Below are 24330 nucleotides of genomic sequence, written 5' to 3' on the forward strand. Positions count from 1 at the left end.
ACATATGGGTGTAATGAAAAGAAAAATTCCTGCGGAAATAACCTCATTTAAAGAAAAATTTTTCTTCGGATTAACAGTAAGGCAGCTTATATGCGGCGCAGGAATATTGGCTCTGGCCATACCCACAGGAATATTCGGAAGTAAATTTTTCACGCAGGATACTGTTGGATGGATCATTTTAATTGAAGTTGTTCCTCTTGCCGCCATCGGTTGGTTTAATTACAACGATATGCCCATCGAAGTTATCGGCAAAAAGGCTATAAGATATTACGTAGAATCTCAAAAGAGAAAACTAAAATTTAAGCCTTCTGAAGTCAAACTGCATGAAACTCTCATAGATATTGAATATTCTGAGTTATCCAATGAACGTTCGGAAGAGCTGAAAAGATTAAAAGGAAAGAGGTCAAAATAATGGATAGTCCTGAAATTATTGCAACTACCCCTACTTCCGAATTTATAACTTCATTTTCTGATGTGTCAAGCAGCGTATCTGCATTATCAGAAGAAAATAATGAAGTTACTGTTAGCACACAAGAATTTACAAGCGAAATCTCAGCAGAAACCCTTGCTGCTGAAACGTTAATTTCCGAAGTAATATCCGAATCTGAAACGACCAATACAGTCATTGAAACACTTCCGGCTGAAACAACAGTAATCGGCACAACTTCCGTGACCGCTTCCGAAAGATATTCCACATCTGTTTCCAATGACAAGGTCAGCGCTGGATTTTTTGATAATACGAACATTATAACTGCTTTTGCACTTGCGATAGCAGGTACAGCTGCAATAGCATTATTACATAAATCAAATAGAAAAAGGCATTCTCCGGAATACGAACCCCAAAACGCCAAAGAACGAGACAAGGCTCGTATCAATGAACGCAATGCTATAAAAAAGGCTAAAGCAAAAAAAGAAAAAGAGCAGTCAGGCGGTAAGAAAAAACTTAAAATTTCTCGTACCGTGTCAGAGACCATACCTTACAAGAAAATACTTGATAATGATATATGGCTTCTCTCCGAGCACATATATTCAAAGGTGTACACAATCGATGACATAAACTACAATATGGGCGATGAGGTGCAGCAGAATGATATGCTTGAAAACTACTGCACTTTTCTCAACACCTTAGATGATACGGTTGATTGTCAGATTTCAGTATGGAACAGCACCATCAACATTAAGGATTATGAAAGTAAGATACTTGTTAAGAGAGCCAATGATGGATATGATGATGTCCGCCAGGAATACAACGATAAGGTCTTGCATGAAAATCTTTCCAAAGGTCAAAATGCCATCAGAAAACAAATATTCATTACTATGACAATAAAAGCTCCGGACAATGAGGTGGCACAGCGCAAATTCAACACTATTGATCTTGAAACAAAAAACAGCTTTGAACGTATTGGAAATACCAATCTTCGTTCTCTTTCAAACCAGGAACGTATTGAACTTCTTAAAGATGTTTTCGTTGGAGCAGATGTAGCTATTCCAAAGCTTACTAAGGAGGACATCGACAGGGGACTTGATAAGGTATATTGTGCGCCTGACTATTTTGAATTCAAATCCGATTATTTTATGTTCGGAGAATTTTATGCCAAATGCGTATTTATAAAGGAGTATCCTTCAACTGCCAATGATAATATTCTCAACGATTTGATTGCATCAAATATTCAGATGCTTGTTACTACAAATGTTTTTGCACATGACACGGCGGAAGCACGTAAACTTGTACAGCGACAGATAACGGCGATTGAAACCAATATGGCACAGCGAGAAAGTGCAGCAGCTAAGGCAGGCAATTTCTCGGCACAAATGCCGGTTAAATTCCGTAATCAGATAGAGAGCTATAAAGGCCTGTATGATATGCTTACCGTCAATGATCAGAAGCTCTTTAGCGTTGCGACTATTATTATGGTTATGGCTAAGGACTATGACAAGCTGAAAACAAATATGGAAGTAGTAGCCTCTGCCCTCAAGAGAAATGGCTGTATGTACGGTGAGATGAAATGGCAGCAAGAAGACGGAATGTGTGATGTTCTGCCCATCGGAACACAGCGTAAGTTTGAATGGAGCAGATCGCTGCCTACAGAAAGCATCGGAATCTTTGTTCCTTTCAATGTCAAGGATGTACAGCAGGAAGGCGGCATTTATTACGGATTAAATAAGCTTTCCAATAACCTTATTTCTTTCAAGCGTATAGAATCCTTAATAAACCCTGCCGGATTTATTTTAGGTTGTCCCGGTTCAGGAAAATCCTTTGCTGCCAAGCGTGAAATGCTTGCCGTGTTTCTAACCGACCCAAGAGCCAATATCATAATAATTGACCCTGAGCGAGAATACCCCTCAATAGTAAATATGTTTGGCGGCACTTCAATAAAAATATCTACCGGCTCAACCAATTATGTAAATCCATTTGATTTTGATACAGCCCTGCTTGAAGATGATGACATAGATGTTATTTGTGATAAATGTCAGCTCATAACCTCGTTTATATCCATTATGAACCCCAACCGAAGCCTTACGCCGCAGGAAGTGTCCTTCATTGACCGCTGTGTCCGACTTGCTTATGTTAAGTCGGGATACTTAAAAACATTGGACAAAGCGGATATGCCTACATTAGGAACATTTCGTGATGTAATGCGGAATGAGACGGAAGACGTTGATGAAAAGATGAAGCAGGATCTCCTTATCACGCTTGAGATGTATGTTGATGGTTCAGCCAAATATTTCAATAATCAGACAAATATCGAAGCGGACAACCGTCTTATTTCGTATGACATCAAGGATCTTTCCGGTGTACTGAAAACACAGGCTATGCTTTTGGTGCTGGATAATGTATGGAATCGGCTTTCAGCCAACAGGGATAAGGGCGTACCAACGTGGATATACATTGATGAAATTCACGTTCTTTTCAGAGATCCGTACTGCTTGCAGTTTATCAGAGACTTGTACAAACGTGCAAGAAAATACGGCGGCGTGCTTACCGGTATTACTCAGAACGTTGAAGATCTGCTGAGAGATGATGACTGCCGCACCATGCTGTCAAATTCTGAATACCTTATGCTTCTCAAGCAGTCTCCTGCTGACAGTATAAAATTGCAGGAGACTTTACACTTCACAGACAGTGAACTGTTTTATGTAAATAATATCGGCGCCGGCGAGGGTCTTATGGTTCTTGGCTCAAAAGATAAGATTCCTTTTTGGGATAAATTCCCTAAAGATACTAAGCTTTATAAATCAATGTCCACATCGTTCTCGGAGACGCAGGCTCTTATGGATCAAAAGGAATTATAAAGGAAGGAACTTGTATATATGGATAAAAATGTCCACCTTACTGATAAAAATGAACGTGCAAGGAAAATATACAGGGTAAAAATGATGCCTGGAAAGCAACGGCATTTGAAGGCTAAAGAAGAACAATCCTCTTTTTCAGTTTCTCAGCCTTTATCATCTAAATTGCCCGAAGACAAGAAACATAATACGCAAATGCAGTTCAGTACATATCAGAAAAAGGCCGCTGAAATCAACGAAAAAATCAAAACCGATATACAAGTTAATATCGAAACCTCTAAACGGCAGGCTGCTGTATCTAATCAAAGCAAAAATACAGCAGCACAGGCCAATAGTATGGCGAAAGAAGCAGCATCAAGGCTTGAAAACAAGCTAAAAGCCGATGTTGCCATAAACAGAAAATCCCCGGGTGATAATTCAAATTCCCCAGTGGGGAATAAAAATAAAGGCGTATCCAAATCACAAAAATCAAGATTTTATCTGAACGCTCATCAGAAAGAAAGAGCTTATCGTATTAAGCCTGATAATGAAGCAAGGAAGCGCTTCCAAAAGGCTGCTCAGAATACTGACAAAGAATATATAAGGCTCAACACAGCCATTGGTAAGCAATATTATAAAATTTACAAATACCGGGAAGCTCAAAAAAGACTTGACAATAACTCATCTGTTTTGCCTTCTGACATTATCAATGTAGCAGAAAATATTGTCGATGTTTCTTCCAAGGTAACTAATGCCGTAAATAAAAACAGTACCGGAGAAGCTGTCGCTTCTCTTGCAGCTGTACCCACAGAAATTGCTGCAAAGAAGATAATTGAAAAGGCTGCGCAAAAGCATAAATCTATTGAAAAATTAGAACATATTGCCGGTGCCGCAGCCAGTGTTGCATCCGGCGTTGATTCTCAGGACAGTGTTGGGGCTGCCACATCTGCCGCAATTACTTCTGTCCCCAAATATTACGTGTCCCAAAAGGTTACTAAAACTATAAAAAAGGGACTTGATGATCATTACAAAAACAGCCAGGAAATTAAACGTGATAAGCTTAGAGCCAAACAAAGGCAGGCTGCTCAAAGAGCAGAACAGCTGAAAAGAGAACAGGCTCAGCGTCAAATAAAAATAAATATATACAAGACAGAACATGGTATCACATCAAGCGGAAACAGCGCCGCTCAAAATATACGGGCAATTATAAACTCAGGGAAAAATGCAGCCAAAAAGGCGGCAATCGCAAAATCATCATCAGTTATTGTCGCAGCGGCAGTCAGCTTATTGGTCCCGATAATTTGCGTTATTGTTGTAGTGGTAATACTCGTTGCCCTATTTGCATGGATGTCACCGCATACAACAGAATTGTACAACGATACCACTGGCGAGTATGAATTGGTGGAACTGAAAGAACAGAAAGAAATACTTCAGGGATATATAAAGTACATACAGCAATATTTTGATAAAAAGCAGCTGGAGATACTGGAGATTGTTGATTTTCAATTCGGCGGGTTTGAACCTGACGAATATGATTATGACAACCCCAAAATAACAATGTCGCATCTGTATCAGGATAAAATTTATGTAATATCCTCTAAAAAGGTGATAGTGGGTATTGGAGGAGCCTCCGATCCGGTAGAGGTTACTACTCCCCTATATACAGAAAGCTATTACAAAAAATATCCTGATGGTGTATATAAAACCACGCCGGAAAATGCTGAAATGACATATACCATTATGGACACTACATTTCCGCTTGAAGAAATGCTGAATAAATGGTCATTGGGATATGATGGCAAAGCAACAGAGCGCACGCCATACTTTCAATCGCACTATACGCTTGATACTCCTACATTATATAGTGGAATGGATATAACTAACCTGGTTATACATCAATATGATGGTGCACGATTAGTACGGCAAGCATCTGCCACAGAGTGGGTAGCGGAATACGCCGAACTGTATGCCAGAGCATTCAAGGAAATGAATAATGGAGATGGAGCAAATCCCAACACAACCACCGAATTCAGAGACTTTGTTGTCATTTCCAAGGGGTGTACTCCAAACCCACCTGCTGAGGATCCTACTACACTCAGCCGTATGGATAATCATATATGGGCACTTAATCAGGTGACTGAAAAATATATAAAGCTGTCCGACTACTGCGATATGGAATCCATTATCGCAATGGCAGCAGTAAAAAAATGGGGAGACATTACAGCAGCAGATTTTGACTCTTCAACCTATGATTTTAACATAAATACGTCTGATCTTGATACTGTCCTACAGCAGATATATACGTTTGATTACAGTTATCAATATGGCAAATGCCCCGAACGGGACTGCCATCGTGACACTACTCCAAGTGGATTTACATACAGTTGTAACAAAACGCACCAGATCCTAAGAGGACAGGTCAACAACTGGGAATATATCTATGATAACGATCATGGCGATATATCATTTGTAAAAAACAAGCTTGGAATTTCAGGCGATAAAGCGGACATTTATAATGCCTACAAGGAATTTATCTCGAATGTCTTAGGAGATACAAGCACAAAGCTTGATGATTACGAGACCTCTTTAGTTGCACAACGCAGGCTGGAAGCATTGTACGAAGCTGAACACGGCCCCAGACCTGCGATTCCGAAAAACATACATCACACTATCTACAAGGACTATTACGTTAATAATGATGGCTCTACTGACCCTAATCAGCACTATTTCATACGATTGGCATGGGATAAAGTCAAGGAAGCAAATTCGTACATAGTTTATGAGTATGATGTACGAAACGATAAGTATATACGCTGTGCAGGCACTACGACAGATATGGGATTATCTATTGATGTCGGAACGCTGATGACATATACCACGTATTTTGAAAATGGCGTGCAAAAGTCAAAGTACGAATATAGAGCAGCCACTAAGAATTACCTGATACTTGCAGTCAACGATAATGGCTACAGCAAATACGATGCCGCAGATGTTTATACTGTCACAATCGTCCCGGATGGTATGACACCATAAACCATAAGAAAGCGAGGTAGAAAACAAAATGGGAAAATTTACGGATTGGCTGAAAGTGCAAATAAAGAACCCGAAGTTTTATATAAAGCTTTTTGCTGTTATCTTAACATTTGGGATACTGCTAATGCCTAAAAATACGACATTTCAAAGTGCAGAAAGCGATTCTTCGGAAACAACCTCTTCATCCGAAGCCGAACAGCAATCAGATACGCCTGAAGATCCTGAAAACAAGGAAAATACCGAAAAAAAGCATGAATTTCATATAGGAACAACTAATATCATAGGCCTTGCAGGCGGAATTATTGCTCTTGCAGCAGTTAAGTATAAGGAACATAATTTCATTAACAATCGTAAATAATAGGAGGAGAAAAATGGCTGTACATAAACTGATAATCGCCGAAAAGCCCAGCGTTGCAGAAGCGATAGCACATACGGTGGGTGCAAGGGATAAAGTATATGCAAAGGAAAGCAAAAATTTTTGCTATGAAGGAAACGGATACTACGTTGCCAATGCGGCAGGTCATCTTTATTGTGTCGGTAAGCCCGAAGATTATGGATATAAGGAATGGAATATAGACACCCTGCCTTTCTTTCCTGAACTTTCTGTACACGAGACCGAAGATAAACAGGGCCTGCGAAATATGCTTACACTGCTTATGGCAAGGGAGGACGTTTCAGAAATAATCTGTGCAACAGATGCCGGACGTGAAGGCGAGCTTATCTTCCGCCATATCTATGAGGCTAATCACTGCACCAAGCCCGTCAAGCGCTTGTGGTGCAATTCAGTGACAGATGAAGCCATAAGGGCGGGGCTTAATTCGCTCAAACCAATGTCGGATTATGACAATATGTACACGGCTGCACTTACACGGGAAAAGCTTGACTGGTATATCGGAATAAATTTGTCTCGCCTTTATGGCATTATGGATAAATACAGCCACAAAATAGGCAGAGTCAAAACCCCTTTGCTCAGTATCATTGTACAGAGAGATGAAGAGATAGAAAATTTCATTTCCAAAACAAGTTACAGGCTTGTGATTTCAAACGGTGCTGTATCACGGGAGGTGTTTGACGATAAGTCTGCGGCGGAGGAAATGCTTCATAACAGCTCAGGAAAGCTTGTAAATGTCATATCCGCAGAAACAAAAGAAAAGACTGAAAATCGTCCTGAACTTTACAACCTGGCTGCATTGCAGATGGATGCAAATGATATGATCGGGCTTACAGCCGCCGAAACGCTTGAAATAGCACAGAAGCTTTATGAAAAGAAGCTTATCACATATCCGAGAACAGACAGCAGATATATTTCGGACGACCTTATACCTGATGTGAAAAAATTCATAAAGCTTATCAGCGAATCCGGCAAATACTCGGACAGAGCCAAAACTCTTTTGGATAAGGGACTTAATCTTGACAGCAGGATTGTTGATAACACAAAAATCAGCGATCATCACGCTTTACTTCCTACACTTAACGCTGCGCAGGATATATCTCTTTCAGAGAATGAGAGCAAGGTGCTCGATATTATAATCAATCGTCTGCTTATGGGTGTAGATTCAAAATACAGATATACAGAAACATCATATGAATTCTGGTGTGAAGATATTACATATGACCTTGTATTTCGTAAAGCTGTTGATATGGGTTGGAAAGCATATTGTCCCAATGCTGAAAATGATAATGTTCAGAGCATTCGATATGAAGAGGGCAGCAGCTTTGAAGCGGAGTTGTCATTGAAAGAATGTGTTTCTCAGCCAAAGAAACATTTTACTGATACCACACTCATATCAGTTATGGAAAATATTGATAACCGAATTGACGATAAAAGCCTTAAGGCTGCGGTAAGCGGTAAGGGTATCGGAACGTCTGCAACCCGTGCGGCGATCATAGAAGACCTTATTGCGGCGGATTATATATCCCGAAAAGGCAAACAGGTAATTTCAACTCAGTTCGGGCGTGAATTTATCGCATCAATTCCTGACAATCTTAAGTCTGTTGAACGCACAGCAGAATGGGAACAGTATTTTGATGATATCCAGTCTAAGGGAAAATCTCCTGAACAGCTCGAAGCAGATGTGAAAGCCTTTATCAAAACCACAGTTATTTACGAAAAGAGCAGCGGAAGAAAGCCATTATCACACACTAATCCCAATGCACCTGAACGCAAAGCTCTTGGCATTTGCCCCCGATGCGGAAAAAATATTTATGAGGGTAAACTCAATTTTTACTGTGAAGGCGGCAGGGACTGCGGCTTCTCTCTTTGGAAAAGAAATAACAATGTCACAACTGAGATAACAGCTGAAAAAGCCAGAAAGCTTTTATCCGGCGAAGCAGTTCCGCTAAAAGCAGTAAGCAAGGAGGGCGAAGAATACACTGCATCGTACAAGTTAGAAGATAAAGGAAAATATATAGATCTTGTCCGTCAAAAAGCAGAAAAGCTTCCAATAGGAAAATGCCCCAGATGCGGAAAAAACATTTATGAGGGTAAACTCAATTTTTACTGTGAAAGTGGTAAAGACGGCTGCGGATTTACTCTTTGGAAAGAAGATAAATTCAATGGCATTACAATATCAGCTAAAAATGCTGAAGAACTTCTTACAAAAGGTAGTTCTAAAATAAAAAAGAAAACTCTTGACGGAACCGAAACAGCTGAGTATAAGCTAAAGGATACAGGCAAATACATCAATCTTGTCAAGGGTTAATAAAAGCTGAACAGCGATAAACTGTTCAGCAATTATCTGCATAAAAAAGCGGCAAAATATTAACATACATTTAAAGATAGGAGGAATCCGCTTTGGGAGTATATCGTGATTATATATCTGATGACACTGATATGCAGACCATGCTTTTTCGGTATTCCATAATGGTTGATGTCTTTAATGCACATCTGCCAGCGGAACTCAAGTGTCAGTATCATTTATCAGATGATCTGAAAAAGAAAATACTGAGGCAGCCGTATTCCGAACAGAATGACAGGTTGATTTTGCTGTTCGGAATGGGCATCATCGGAGAAGCAACCCTTAAAGAGCTTGTACTTCACAATAAAACTGATTTTCTTTCAGATGTTATAAAGCTTGAAGACAGGGTACGAACTGATGAAGATAAGAACGAATCCGAAAGGCTCTCATATGAAACCCTGGAGCAAATCATTTTACTTTGTGCCAACTCTCAAAAATTTGATGAGTTTTCTCCTTTGCCCTTTGAGCAGGCAGAAAAGCTTATATCAAACAGTCATATCTTCATTGAAAATGGCTTTGTAAAGTGTGATAAAGATATGGCTATGCTCGTAAATGAATCCGGAGGGCAAATGGGATATTATGACGAGAACAGCGACAGTATTTTTATCGAAAAACCTGAATATGTTGCCGCTGCCCTCGCTGATAATTATGATGTTTCTTCGGAAACTGCTCCTATTGTAACCGACTATAAAGCCCTTTTATGTTATTCATATGTTTATGATCTGCTCTATGGCAGGGAGTTTATAAAGTATGCCTGCGATAACCATATTCCCTACGATGAAAATTACGCTGCTGCATATGAGAAATATCTGAAAAAGATAAAACTCACATTCAATATTAAGGCATATACGAAAAAGCGCAATATTTGTGGTAACAAGGTCAATTATTTCGATTATGCCTTTAATACAGTGGAAAACAATGAGCTTGTGCAGACCGCTTTAAATGCCGATGAGGCATATTCCGCAGAAATTGTGCTTGATGTCAATGAAAACTACACTGATGCAGAATTAACAGTCAAGGCACTGAACAAATATAAAAATTCCAGGCAGCTTCTTGATAAAACTGTTATCGAGATAATGCACGGAAACAATATACTTCTCTATATTTACGACAATGGTAATTTCACAGCTATTGACAGTACATCATTCAGGAACCAGTTATTTGACTTCGATAAAATTTGGAGCGTCATACAACTGTGCTCACGTGATGGAAGTCTCAAACGTGTTAATAACACAATTACCATTCCTCAGAAATATCTCGATGAAATCGAACCAAATCAGAGGGAATATGCTGAACGTATGATATCCGAGCAATATTCACGAATGCTCAGAAATAGAAGGGTTAACCCACTTGTACAATCGTTGAATGATCTTAAAGTGGCTGCCGAACAGAATATGGAGGCTATTCAAAAGGAAAAGGCGGAAAAAGCAGCACTTAAGGCGGCTGCCCTTCAGGCAAGAGCAGGAAGAAAGCCCGGCATATCATTAAATGAAAATTCAGAATCAGAAAATAATGGAGGTTAAAAGAACTATGAAAGTATTTATTTATGGATTTAACAGGAATGCAGAAATATGTATTTACGGAATATCCGGCGAGGAAGAAACTGAAAAGTTTCTTACAAAGTTTTTTGCTGACAAAGGGTTATATCTGTTGTCAGAGGAAGAAAGAAAAAAATATAACACCGATGCCGAATATGCGGTCAGCAAAGAAAGCTATGAAGCTCTGGCTCAGAACATTGAGCGCATACAGGCAGCGCTTGATGCAATCGCTGATGATGTTATCAAAACAGAATGCGACCCGAATGAGGTTTACCAGATAGATGGGAAATGCTATGTAGTATAAAAAAATTCCCCATTGGGGAATTTGGAAAGGTTAGATATGCCATTAACTCATTCTGAAAATGAGAAAATCATTCAAAATAATATTGATGATCTATCATTTCAAAAAAGAATTGATTTATATATCAATGGACAATTGAAAGTTTTTGAAACCATATCATTAGGAAAATTTAATCTTCTTAAAGCGGTTGGAGCGAAAACTGACGAACTTACTGTGAATCAAAATGTAATACGAAATAGTATTTTACCAGAGCATTCAAGAACTGCTCATCATACATCGGGTCATAACATCACAATAGACGTAATTAAAAATTTGCCTGAATTTATAAGGAATCCCATATTAGTTATGAGGGGTAATCATCCAAATACTATTACATTAATCACAGAAATAAAAAATCAAGACAATCAGAACATTATTGTTCCAATTGCCTTAGATTTAAGAAGTACCGATAGCATAGTAAACAAAATATCAAGTATTTACGGAAAAAATAACATAGAAAACTATTTGAATAAGAAACTTGACAAAATTATTGCTTATGACAAAGAAAAAACAGATAAACTGTTCACGACTATAGGATACCAATTATCCAAAACGACTTCAGTTATCTGCTTTGATAATAGTATAGCATACTCAATGAAAAATGTCAAGTATCCGATTGAAAAAAAGGAGGATAAAACTTTGAATGAACAGGAAATGATGGCTCAGATTGAAGCCAAGCTTCGTCAGGAATTTGAGATGAAGTTTCAGAAAATGGAGCAGAAATTTGCAAGCCTTGAAGATCAGGTGCAGACAATAAACAAGTTTATGGCTGCTATGACTGAGGCGCAGGATCTAAGCAAAACTATGGCTGAAATCGAAAGTGTCACAAAGCAGATTACCGAATGCGACAAAGCAGCTTTTTACTGTTATGACAGGTTTACGGACAAGTTCTTTGCTCAGGGCAACGATTATCGTGAATGGCAGGAAGGACAGGCGGCAGAGAGCCTTAAAACTGCATTTGATATCAAGCAGATAATGTACGAAGGAGATAAGACCATTATCCCTATAGTATCATCTGATGGCGGTGCTCTTGGTGTAATTACTGCTGAAAAGGAAAATGGACTTTCGGAAAAGGAAATTGAGTTCTTCAAGCCTAACAGTCAGATAGTCAATACCATAGAGCTTGCCTTGAAAAAAGAGTTCGAGCATCAGGGCAGAATCACCGATGAGCTTACTCATCTCAAAAACAGACAGGGACTTAATGAATATGCGGCTGATACTATTTGCGGCAGAATAAACGATAATCTCCCCGTGAACATTGTAATGTGCGATATTGACCATTTCAAAAGCGTTAATGATACATACGGACATGATGCAGGAGACACTGTATTGCGAGATGTGGCAGCAATACTTCAGGAAGGCACACGCACCGGCTCCGATTGTGCTTTCAGATTTGGCGGCGAAGAAATGATACTTATTCTTAACTGCGAACCTGAAAAGGCTTACGAAATAGCAGAACGTCTGCGAATTTCCGTAGAAAATTCCGAACACACTGTAACAGCAGCTGATGGGCAGGAAAAGAATATAAGTGTAACTATTTCTATGGGAGTATATCAGATGGCTCCTGAAATAGAAATGACACCTGACAATGCAAGAGCTGTTTTTGATGCAGAATTTAAATGCGCTGACGAATTGGTCTATAATGCAAAGGAAACTGGCAGAAACAAGGTCGTTACCACTGCCGACATTATGGACAAGGTCATCGCACAGAGAGAAAAATCAGCTGAACAGGGTGAAAAATCAGTACATACCCCTCACAAGAATTATAAGATATTCGGCACTATTTCATATAAAGATATTGTCGATAAAAAGCGGATAAACGGAATAACTGCCGAACATATTGATTCTCTTACTGACAGCCTGAAAAAATCAGGCATAGACTTTTCCGGTATAAAAGATGAGACTACCGGGAAATATTCTGTTTCGGTTGACGGCTGGGACAACCTTAAAGCAGCGAGAAACATATACAACAGTATAAAATCACAATCTACTGCCAAGGAAGCGCTCACCAGTAATATAGAATATCAGCTTAATTTGCGTAAGGACTTTGGATATCTTACTCAAAACCAGTATGATACGCTTATGTCCGAAAAAAATGACATAAGAGATACTTATATCAGCAAATTTGGCGAAGAATTTGACAGTACTAAGCTGGATAAAGTGATCAGCGAAATAGTCAGTGAATGTTGCCCGCTGGCTAAAGAAGTATCAGAAAAATTACAGTCACTTTCTGAAACAGAAAAAGATGAGATATTAAAAGCTCATGCTGATTTTGAAGCAACTGCTGATGAGTTTGATGAGGAAGAACTTCTTTCATACTCATTAAGTCAGGCAATCACCGATGAACGTAAAAGCACTAAGGAATTTTGTGCCGAATTAAAAGAAATAAATAATTGGGCTACTAAGGTAGAGCAAACAGCTGCTGAAAGAAGCCGCAATGATAACGAGCATGAGCAAATCAAGTAAAACAACTTTTCAGATAGCTTATATAACAGAATTCCCCATTGGGGAATAAAGAAAGAAGGTTGAAAAATGGGCGAATACAAGCGCTATACGGACGAGCAAATTGAACAGGCAAAAAACGCCGACCTGGTCGAGTTTGTGCGTTCACATGGATTTGATTGTGAAACAGTGGGAAAGGAAATTCACGTTAAGGGTTACGGCGGATTGTACATAAATCCCCAGAAAAACTTATTTACAATTTTTTCTCAGAGTAAGGCAGATGGTTCACCTGAAGGCGGAAAAGGGCCGTTGGCATTTTGCCAGAAAGTAATGGGAATGTCGTTTAAAGATGCTATGCAGTCTATTGTTGGTGATGCTGCGGAAGTAAAGCAATTCGTCCCCAAGAATACTGTCCCTCAGAAAGAACATCGGGAATTTATTATGCCCCAAAAATCGGATAACTGCAAGAAGGTATTTGCATATCTTATCAATCAACGCCGGATTGACCCGAAAATAATAAGCGATTTTGTAAATCAGGGAGTATTGTATCAGGGATATGCTCAATTCGGTCAGAACGTCGATGCTCCAAAGCACGAAAATGCTATCTTTCTGCATCTGAATGAAAATGGCGAGCCTTGCGGCGCCGATGTTCAGGGTATATATTCAGGCACAAGATTTAAAGGCATAGTCCCTCATGATGATACAGATAACGGATTTGTATATATCAAAGGAAATGCCAATACGGTTGATACTGTTTATCTTTTCGAAGCCCCTATTGACTTGATGTCATTTGTGGAGCTGCACCCTGAAATAGAAAATGCAAAGTTCGTTTCAATGGGTGGGCTGAAGCCCACAATCGCTATGCACTACATTGAAAGCAATATGACTGTTATATCGTGCGTTGATAATGATTGTGCCGGTCAGAAATTCAATGATAAGATCCTGAAAGAAAAAATGCAGGATTCGCTTTCTATGGCAGGCGGTTCCGATATAGACAAACGAACATTCACCGACCGGGAACCTCCGATAGAATACATAATTGCTGATATAAACGGTAAGCAGTGCAGCTTTTTCCTTTCGGCAGATGATTTCAAAGATGCAAAAAATTCAAAAGCGGAGATTGCGCAATCCTCTTTTATTTGGGCAAACCGCAGCAATTTCCGGGTGAATCGTGAATGTGCCGAAGCCGGAGTAAAGGACTTTAATGACCTTTTAAAGCTTACAAAAAGCGGGAATTTTGCGCAAGAGGTGAAAAAGGTTACTGAATGGTCAGAAAAAGCACAGGAAAAAGCACAAATGCGCTCACAGGAACGGAGTGCGGTTATAAGTAAATAGATGTGGAGGTAATTCAATGTCACAGTCCAAAAAAGAAAATCTGCATAAAAAGATATATTACCCAGACTGTCGGGCGTATCCATCAAAAGATGCTGTGCTTGCTGATATGAAAAAGCGCAGAGATCGGCTCAGACAGCTTGTCGGATACGCTGAAAAGGAACTTGATACACTTAAATCCGCAGAATCGTTTATTTCTGCAAGAATATGCGATATCGAAAATGATATAAGGAAAGGGAAAATATAATTATGGAACAGAAGAAGTCATCAGAAAAGGTCAACAAGCTTGCAGCGCTTAAGGCAGAACAGACAAAAAGGCTTGCGGCAGTTGCGGCAGCGGAAGCAAAGGCAAAGGCTATTGCCGAAAAGATTGAAGCAGAAGAACGCAAGCAGCACGAAAAGGAAGTCAAGGAACTTGATACACTCTGCAAAAAGAATAAGATATCCTATAAGCAGATAATATCTTTTTGCAAGTGCATTTCTGAAAAAGGCTTTACTGTCAATGACATCATATCACTTATCAGTGATGATAACAAACCCAAGGAGGAAAAATCAGAATGAGAAACGTTGTAATACTTACAGGCAGACTTACGGTGGACCCCGAACTTCGGCAGACTCCTGCCGGCAAATTCGTATGCAGCTTCAATATTGCCGTTCAGCGTGACAAATCACCCGAAGAAACTGATTTTATCAAGGTTGAAGCTTGGAATAATACAGCTCAGTTTTGCTCGAAATATATCCACAAGGGCCAGCTTGTAGATATTTTGGGCACACTTCGCAGCAGTAAGTGGGAAGATGCCAATAAGTCCGTACACAATGAAAGGACTGTATTGATAAAAGAAATTTCATTTGCCCCTACAAATAATCGTAAGCCACAGAAAAGCGAGCAAAAGAGTGATTTTAACAATCCATTTGCTTCACATGAAATGGAAGATTTTACTGAGGTCGATACTGACGATCTTCCATACTGATTCCCCAAAACGTTGACAGGAGGCATAAGATATGAATAATATCATAGGAAATACCCCTTACCGTAATATTCAGAACAAAAAATATATTGACAGCACAGCCGAATATATCGGAAAGCTTGCGGATTTTCTTGATAAGGAGCAAATCCCATATTCGGGACGAATAAGCGATTATAAAGCCACTATTACAGTAAGCGGCGATGAAAATTTCAAAAGAGCAAGCGAAATCCTCGATAAGATAAAGGCGGAAAATCCCCGCCGATTTATCGGAAACACTCAGTACAAGTATATAAGAGACAAACGCATAATTTCAATGGACGCTGATGTCGTTGATAAAATAGCTGCACGTCTCGATTCTGAGCATATAATGTACTCAGGCATTGTTGAAGGTGAAAAGGGCAGAATTACGGTCAGCGGCTCAGAAATCGAAGCTTTGGTTAAGGGCTATATTGAGCAGGAAAGAAACGGCTATGCAAAGGTTTCCTTTGAAATATCCCTTACATCTGATGCTTTTGATGAGATTTATTATTTAAGTGATAAAAGCGGAAACGCATATTATGATACTGACGGCGTTGTACCTACATTCAATTACGTTGATGATGCAGCGGAATATGCCAAGGCACATAACATTTCTATCTCCACTGATGAAGCTCAGATAAATCAGTGGAGAGAAATTGAACGTGCTGACAAGATAAGACACGATAATGCAAAGCTTGTTACCTCGTTTCCAAGAATGGGCAACGATTATCCTGACCATTTTACATACAATTCAGATGGAAACAGTTTTGAGTGGATATATTATAATCCTGATGGCAACTTTGGTGAAGGAGAATTTGTATGCAAAGCTATATATGAACAGGATATCATCGCTGCATATAATGCCAAAATCAGTGCAGCTGACGAAACAACAGGCAGGAATGAATTTATATATTCTCTTTTCAGTTCTTGTGAGGAATATATAATAAGCTCTGACACAGAAGCGTTTACATCTGCGGCAAGAAACTATATAAACAAGCCCGAAAACACACTTGAATTTTATGGTATTGCCGAGAACAGCAGCAATATCACAGCTGTTGACAGACTGATTTCTGCACTGGAAGAAAAAAGTTCTGCTGTCCGTTCCGCCGAAGAAAGCCGCAATAATTCTGTTATCAATGAACAGAGTGATAATATCGCTATCGAAGGACATATCGGAACTTGGTATGTCATTGACAGTGATATTATAGACGGCAAAAAGATGTATCTTCTTGAAAATGAAATATACGGCGATGAATCAGCCTGCATCATAGTTGATGAATATAAAAACGTTATTATGGCTGACGTGTGGAACGGCTTTGAAGAATACTATGATAAAAATTCCCCAGTGGGGAACATCGTTCACGATGACAATCTCAGCTTATCCGAAAGGCTGTATAATATTGCCAGTCAGGAGCTTGAAGAATATGAAAACAGCCTTGATACTGCCGAAAAAGCAAAAGCAGCGGCATATGAGCTGACTGTTAAGCGTGATATATTGGCTTATATTGAATTTGACCTTTCCTCTGATATTGCTGATCCTGATGTACAATCTGCTATAGAAAATCTTATTAAAACAGGTTCTCCGCTTTCGGTATATTATAACGAGTGGCTGAAAAATGAATATGACAATCGTATGGAAGCTGTACGAATGACTGCGGCAGATGTTCATAGAACGGAGATACAGCATAAAGAAGAACGTACAACAGAATTTCCTGCGGCTACTCCCTCAAAAATCGCTCTTATTACCGTTCATCAGTATGATTCACAATACACGAAATCTATCGAATATCTTTCTCTTTCTGATGCTATAAGGCAGATGAATGAATTGAAGTACACTGCTTTCTCGGAAATGGGTGAGCAGATCAGCGCTCCACGTGCAGCAGAGATTGAACAGGGAAATGATAAATGGGTATATAGCCTTGAATTTGACCTTGATTACAATACGGTAATGATTTACACATCTACTGATGACTATATCAATATAGGAATTGAAGAGGCATTGAGCATAGTCAGCAATCACAGCGAAGAAGAAATTATTTCAGAACTCAAAAAGGTTGCTGAAAAGAAAGAAAAACAGGCTCTCGAAAGATCCGTTGAAGAAGGCATTATCGGCTCAATGGGATATTCCATTGATGAAATGGATAAGGCTTTTGAAGCAGAAAACAGCAGAACAGACTATGGCAATAAACTCGCAGACAATGGAGTATTCATTGGTAATTCTGAAAAGGAAATTGAAAATTCCCCAGTGGGGAACTATGATGAAGAACTTAAAAAAGCGGCTGAATATCTCAAAGCTTACAATGAGAGAGAATTTGATATTTCTCCCGATGATGAGCCTTTTACAGCAGATAATCTCAATCATATTGGTTTGGGATATACAGAACTCGGTGACAATGCCGATTATAGCTTTGAAGTTGAAGCAGACCTTGAAAAGTATGAGGTGCGGTATTTTCTTGACGAAAAGCTTGTAAAAACGGATAAATATAATTCTTTGAAAGAAATGAATGAACAGGAGCTTTCAAATCTTGAGTTTGACTATTTTGTCAGCGAAGGAAATGAGATGCTGGATAAAATGATTGAATCAGGTGAAATGATTATTCCTGATGTGAAAAAAACAGATGTACAGAAAATAACAAATGAAAAAAGCAGCTATATGATCGTTGATGATGTTCGTCACGCTATCAACGAGCTTTACAACGGCACGGCAGCAGAAGCGTATGACTGGGAAAGCTATCATTCAGCTTTTATGTCTGTTCTCAATGCCAATGTTCTTAATGATATTTCTTTACCGCTGTACAAATCGGCAGCCGAAAAAATTCTCCTTGCTGCTCAGGCTGATTTGGGAATGATTACTGACAATGAGTATAAAAATGCCCTTTCCTGCCTTGATATGGTCCTTAAAAATGGTCAAATGCTTGAAAATCCCAAGGAGCAGGAGATTGAGCAGTTTTCATTCTTTAGTGCCAAAAATCATTATGTTTCAATGGACGAAATAAATCCGTCAAAACATAGAGATGCCGAAAATGACAATTCTCCTAAGCCTGAAAACAAGGAAAGCACTGCTTTAAAAAGCGACTATACCATAAACGAAAGCAATTATGGGGATTTTGGCGGAGATAAGACACGCTGTCAGAACAATATCGCTGCTATACGCCTTTTGAAACAGGTGGAGAGTGAAAAGCGCAGTGCTACCCCCGAAGAACAGCAGATACTTGCAAAATATATTGGTTGGGGTGGCTTGGCAAATGCTTTTGATAGCAGCAAGAACGACTGGAGTAAAGAATATGCGGAGCTGAAAAGGCTTCTCACGCCGAAAGAATATGCTTCTGCAAGGGCATCAACACTCAATGCACACTTTACAAGCTATACAGTCATAAACTCGATTTACTCTGCTCTTGAAAATATGGGATTTAAGGGTGGAAAGATTCTTGAACCGGCACTCGGAACGGGAAATTTTTTCGGTTCTATGCCCGAAGAAATGCGTAATAACTCCAAGCTTTCAGGTGTTGAGTTTGACAGCATAACAGGACGTATTGCAAAGCTTCTTTATCCCTCTGCAAATATTCAGATAAAGGGCTATGAAAATACAACTTTTGAAAACAACAGCTTTGACATTGCGGTCAGCAATGTGCCGTTTGGCAGCTATAAAGTCAATGACAAGGACTATAATAATCAGAATATGTATATTCACGATTATTTCTTTGCCAAAACCCTCGATAAAGTCCGCCCCGGAGGAATAGTAGCATTTGTGACCTCAAAGGGTACGCTTGACAAGGAAAGCCCCGAGGTCAGAAAGTATCTTGCCGAACGAGCAGAGCTGCTCGGTGCGATACGTCTGCCGAATACAGCGTTTAAGCAGAACGCAGGAACAGAAGTCACATCTGATATTATTTTCCTGCAAAAGCGAGAAAAGCCTGTCAGCGTAGAGCAGAACACACCTGAATGGGTATTCAAGGATATCCTTGAAAATGGGATTGCTGTAAACAAATACTTTGCTGACCACCCTGAAATGATACTTGGTGAAATGGTGGAGGGCAATAAGCTGTACGGAAATCAAGCCAATGCCACTATGTGTGTTCCGATTGAAGGTGCGGACCTTAAAGAACAGCTTGCTGTTGCAATTCAAAATATTAAAGGTGAATACAACGAAGCTGTCAAATTATCTGAACGTGAAAATGCTTCTCACCTTGATACAGTACCCTGTCCTCCTGATGCTCCGAAGTACGGTTATGTCATTTCTGATGATACACTTTACTATCACGAAGCAGGAGACACTATGGAACGTGTAAATGATGAGAAAAACATTGACCGTATCAAAGCTATGACACAGCTCAGGGACAGTGTTCACGAGCTGCTTGACTTACAGATAAACAACTACAACGGCGAAAATGAGGTCAAGATATCTGATGCACAAAATAAACTCAGCAAAGACTATGATGATTTTGTTGAGCTTTTTGGTCGGATCGGACAGGCTGAAAACAAAAAAGCATTTGCAAATGATAACAGCTATCATCTTATAAAAAGTCTTGAAAAGACTGATAACAGCGGAAATTTCATTGGAAAAGCTGATATATTCAGTAAAAAGACCATAAATCCGCAGATTGTAATAGATCATTGCAATAATGCACAGGACGCACTTATTCTTTCGCTTTCAGAAAAAATGCGTGTTGATATGGATTATATGTCGATGCTTACCGACAAATCCGAAAGCGAACTTGTAGCAGAACTTGGAGACAAGATTTATCAGAATCCTCAGAAAAATATGCGCTGGGAAAGTGCTGATGAATATCTTACAGGCAATATCAGAGCTAAGCTTGCAGCTGCTGAAGAAGCAGGACTTGAACGCAATATTGAAGCCCTCAGAGCTGTTATGCCGCAGCGCATAGAAGCTGCTGATATATCTGTCAAGCTTGGTTCAGCATGGATAGATCCTGAATATATACGGCAGTTTATACTTGAAACACTTAAACCTGATTTTCAGACACGCAACAGCATTGAGGTGATATATTCCGAGGCCACTGACAAATGGAAAGTCGAAGGTTATCAGCATAGTTATGGCAATACTCTTGCCACTGAGACTTACGGTACTTCCGATATGAATGCGTATGAAATAATCGAAGTGTCACTAAATATGAAAAAGGCAGAAATCAGAGAACGTGTAAAAGATGAAAATGGCATTGAAATCAAAGATGAAAAGGGCCGATATGTTTTAGCTGTAAATCAGGATAAAACAATGGTAGTTCAGTCTAAACAGGACGAGCTGAAAAAGAAATTTAAGGATTGGATTTTTGCAACCCCTGAACGCAGAGAAAAACTTACCAATCTCTATAATGAGAAATTCAATTCCGTAAGGCTCAGAGAATATGATGGCTCACACCTGAACTTTGTTGGAATGAACTCAAATATAGCTCTTAAACCTCATCAGAAAAATGCAGTTGCACGCAGCCTTTACAGCAATGGAAATACTCTCATTGCCCATGAGGTCGGTGCCGGCAAAACATTTGAAATGGTTGCTATAGCAATGGAGGGCAAGCGGCTCGGACTTCACAGCAAACCACTTATAACTGCTCCAAATGCACTTACAGAACAGTGGGGCGATGCTTTCCGCACTCTTTACCCAAATTCAAACGTACTTGTGGCAACAGAGAAAGACTTCAAGCCTGAAAATCGAAGAGATCTTTTTGCAAAAATCGCAACAGGTGACTGGGATGCTGTGATAATCGGGCATTCTCAGTTTGATATGATACATCTATCCCGTGAACGAGAGCTTGAGACACTTTACAGCGAAGTAGATAAGCTTGAAGCGGCACTTGATGAAATCAGTGCAACATCAAATAAAGGATCATATTCCGTAAAGCAAGTAGAACGTGCTATAAAATCTTATACAGATAAAATCCAAAAGCTCCTTGAAAAAACTCCTAAAGAAGATATGCTTTGCTTTGAGCAGCTTGGTATCGACAAAATTTTTGTTGATGAATCCCAGGCATACAAAAACCTCGATACTCCTACAAAAATGCAGAATGTATCAGGTATAGGCAGCGGCGGTTCGGGCAGATCTATGCAGCTTCTGATGAAGTGCCGATATCTTGACGAAGTGACAGGCGGCAAGGGCGTAATTTTTGCCAGCGGAACGCCTATAAGTAACTCAATGTCCGAAATGTACACACTTATGCGGTACTTACAGGCTGATAAGCTCAGGGAGCTTGGAATAAACAGTTTTGACCGTTGGGCATCTATTTTCGGTGAAACAACCACATCAATGGAACTGTCACCCGAAGCAAACGGCAAGTATCAGATGAAAACACGTTTTGCCAAATTTCAAAATCTGCCCGAACTGATGAACATATTCAAAGAATGTGCCGATATTAAAACGGCAGCAACATTGAATCTTGACAGACCTGATTTTGAAATGCACAATATCAATGTTCCTGCAACAAAAATGCAGTCAAAGATGATAAAGAACCTTGGGGAACGTGCAAAGCTTATCCGTGCAGGAGCAGTGGATCCTACCGAGGATAATATGTGCAAGCTTACTGTTGACGGCAGAAAGATAGGACTTGACCAAAGGTGTATGAATCCATCACTGCCTGATGACCCAAATTCTAAGGTAAATGTGTGCATAAACAATGTTTTTGATATTTGGAAGCAGACGGCTGAAAAGAAAAGCACTCAGCTCATATTCTGCGACCTTGCAACACCACAGGCTGCTGTTAATGAAAATACATATACATTGTATCGAAAGGACACTAAAGGCGAATATGCACCTGTTTACAGTGCAAAGCTCGGTCAGAAAGATACGGCTGATAAGATTTTCAAAAAGCTTACCGGCAGTAAACCACCTAAGAATTTCAAAGCAGGAGGTGTATTTGATGAAGATATCATAATGATTCACACTGTGGATTATGACACAATGACTGCAAGCAATAGTGCTGTAATAGCTTCAAGCGGAAAAATCTCAGAAATTCCTGAGGAGACGTGGTCAAAGCTGCACCATTCTCCTACCGAAGCCTTTGAATCTGAGCGTAAATTCTGTGTTTATGATGATATCAAGCAAAAGCTTGTGGCGAAAGGTGTTCCCGAAAAGGAAATAGCTTTTATCCACGATGCGGATACAACCGAAGAAAAGCAAAAGCTTTTTGCAAAGATGAATAAGGGCGAAATCCGTGTAATGATAGGCTCTACACAGAAATGCGGTGCGGGAATGAATGCACAGGAGCGAATGATAGCTCTGCACGACCTTGACGCACCGATGCGCCCATCGGATATGGAGCAGCGCCACGGACGAATTATCCGGCAGGGCAACACTAACACTAAAGTTGATATTTATCGCTACACGACCGACAAGACATTCGATGCTTACCTATATCAGATGCTTGAAAACAAGCAGAAGTTTATCAGTCAGATTATGACCGATAAGTCTCCGGTTCGTTCCTGCGAGGACGTGGACGAAATTGCGCTTGATTATGCAGAAGTAAAGGCCCTCTGCGCAGGCAATCCCCTTATCAAGGAGAAAATTGATCTCGAAACTGAAATAACCAAGCTTAATGTATTAAAGTCCTCTTTCCTTTCCCAGAAATACGCTGTTCAGGATAAAGCATATACCATACTTCCACGGGAAAAGTCGGTTAAGGAGACTTATATTGACAAGCTGAAAAAAGATGTGGAGTTTGCTGAAAAAGAACAGCCTTTACAGAATGAGGACGGTAAGAACTATTATCCCGTCACTGTGGGAGATAAGAAGTATCACGAAAAAGATGCGGCAGGAGAAGCTATACGTCAGGCTATTCTTGATAATAAGGATATATTGCAGGGTAAAGAAGTACATATCGGTTCTTACCGTGGCTTCGAAATGACTGCTTTCCTCGATGTTTTCAGTAAGAAAATCAAAGTAAATCTGCAAGGTGCAACAAATCATTACGGTGAGCTTAATATGGATATAAACGTAAAGGCCGGTGGTAATATTATCAGGCTTGATAACGTAATTAACAGTATTGGCATTACCCTGATGAAAGAGGAGGAGGGACTACAGGCGATATGTGCAGACATTGAGCAAGCAAAAGCTGCTGCCGATGCTGTATTTCCTCAGGAGCAGGAGCTTGCAGCCAAAGAAAAAAGACTTGAAGAAGTCAATGCACAGCTTGCTTCTATCAAGGTTAACACACAGGACAGAAGCTCTGAGCTTTACGCTGCGCTTGTAGATATATGCCCGGCTCTTCAATACAGCAAAGAATTCCACTGCAAGTATGAAGCAGGAGAGGGAATAGAACCTCTTTGTATTGAGCGAAATGGTGATGTTGTATTTGTCGCACACACCTATACTCAGAACGGCGATCTGATGTACGATCCTGCAATAGAATTTTATTTTGATAGTAAAAATCAGAAAGCTGAAGCTCTTTCCTATGAATTAAGCGGAATGGGAATGTATCAGGACTTCCGTGACGGAAATCTGCCGAATGAAAAAGCAGATGTTGAGGAAATGGCGCTTGAGACAATGTTCCCGAATATCAAGGATTATAACTATAAGCTTGTTGATACTGACCTTGATGCTGAGATTGATGAAAATGAGAGGTGTATGGCTGAAAAAGAAATGAGCAGATAATTTAAAATAAAAGCATCCAAAGCAACGTGTTTTGGATGCTTTTATTTTTATC

At 39.7% G+C, this 24330-nt stretch carries 13 protein-coding genes; all 13 read left to right on the plus strand.

The features are described 5' to 3' along the window. The first annotated feature begins 4 nt into the window (after positions 1-4). The 13 genes from OCV68_RS05110 (at position 5) to OCV68_RS05170 (ending at position 24278) form a co-directional block, all read left to right on the plus strand. On the plus strand, positions 5-412 hold the full coding sequence (locus OCV68_RS05110; protein ID WP_262571214.1) for a PrgI family protein: 408 nt from the start codon (positions 5-7) through the stop codon (positions 410-412). Next, complete coding sequence (locus OCV68_RS05115) at positions 412-3294, plus strand: VirB4-like conjugal transfer ATPase, CD1110 family (RefSeq protein WP_262571215.1); 2883 nt, start codon at positions 412-414, stop codon at positions 3292-3294. The genes OCV68_RS05110 and OCV68_RS05115 overlap by 1 nt, the downstream gene beginning before the upstream one ends. A gap of 18 nt (positions 3295-3312) precedes the next feature. Then, positions 3313-6303: a hypothetical protein gene (locus OCV68_RS05120; RefSeq protein ID WP_262571217.1), complete on the plus strand. Its 2991-nt coding sequence runs from the start codon at positions 3313-3315 to the stop codon at positions 6301-6303. A gap of 28 nt (positions 6304-6331) precedes the next feature. Then, on the plus strand, positions 6332-6661 hold the full coding sequence (locus tag OCV68_RS05125; protein WP_262571219.1) for a hypothetical protein: 330 nt from the start codon (positions 6332-6334) through the stop codon (positions 6659-6661). Positions 6662-6674: 13 nt separating this feature from the next. Further along, a complete protein-coding gene (locus OCV68_RS05130) occupies positions 6675-9005 on the plus strand; it encodes a DNA topoisomerase (RefSeq protein ID WP_262571221.1) in 2331 nt (776 codons plus the stop codon). A 92-nt stretch (positions 9006-9097) separates the two neighbouring features. Then, positions 9098-10564 carry a hypothetical protein gene (locus OCV68_RS05135; protein ID WP_262571223.1) on the plus strand — a complete coding sequence of 489 codons (1467 nt, stop codon included), beginning with the start codon at positions 9098-9100 and terminating at the stop codon, positions 10562-10564. Positions 10565-10571: 7 nt separating this feature from the next. Then, on the plus strand, positions 10572-10883 hold the full coding sequence (locus OCV68_RS05140; RefSeq protein WP_022475387.1) for a hypothetical protein: 312 nt from the start codon (positions 10572-10574) through the stop codon (positions 10881-10883). Between the two features lie 36 nt (positions 10884-10919). Further along, positions 10920-13385 (plus strand): diguanylate cyclase, encoded by a 2466-nt coding sequence (locus OCV68_RS05145; RefSeq protein ID WP_262571226.1) that lies wholly within the window; start codon positions 10920-10922, stop codon positions 13383-13385. A 66-nt stretch (positions 13386-13451) separates the two neighbouring features. Further along, positions 13452-14696, plus strand: coding sequence for a DUF3991 and TOPRIM domain-containing protein (locus OCV68_RS05150; protein WP_262571228.1), 1245 nt, complete (start codon positions 13452-13454; stop codon positions 14694-14696). Positions 14697-14712: 16 nt separating this feature from the next. After that, positions 14713-14940 carry a hypothetical protein gene (locus tag OCV68_RS05155; RefSeq protein ID WP_022473967.1) on the plus strand — a complete coding sequence of 76 codons (228 nt, stop codon included), beginning with the start codon at positions 14713-14715 and terminating at the stop codon, positions 14938-14940. A gap of 2 nt (positions 14941-14942) precedes the next feature. Next, the gene (locus OCV68_RS05160; protein WP_262571230.1) at positions 14943-15254 is read left to right on the plus strand and encodes a hypothetical protein; all 312 of its coding nucleotides are present in this window, start codon (positions 14943-14945) and stop codon (positions 15252-15254) included. Continuing rightward, positions 15251-15664, plus strand: coding sequence for a single-stranded DNA-binding protein (locus OCV68_RS05165; protein WP_262571232.1), 414 nt, complete (start codon positions 15251-15253; stop codon positions 15662-15664). The genes OCV68_RS05160 and OCV68_RS05165 overlap by 4 nt, the downstream gene beginning before the upstream one ends. Before the next feature lie 31 nt (positions 15665-15695). Further along, the gene (locus OCV68_RS05170; protein ID WP_262571234.1) at positions 15696-24278 is read left to right on the plus strand and encodes a DUF6908 domain-containing protein; all 8583 of its coding nucleotides are present in this window, start codon (positions 15696-15698) and stop codon (positions 24276-24278) included. The last annotated feature ends 52 nt before the right edge of the window (positions 24279-24330 follow it).

It is taken from the genome of Huintestinicola butyrica (assembly GCF_025567215.1).
GTDB lineage: Bacteria > Bacillota > Clostridia > Oscillospirales > Ruminococcaceae > Huintestinicola > Huintestinicola butyrica.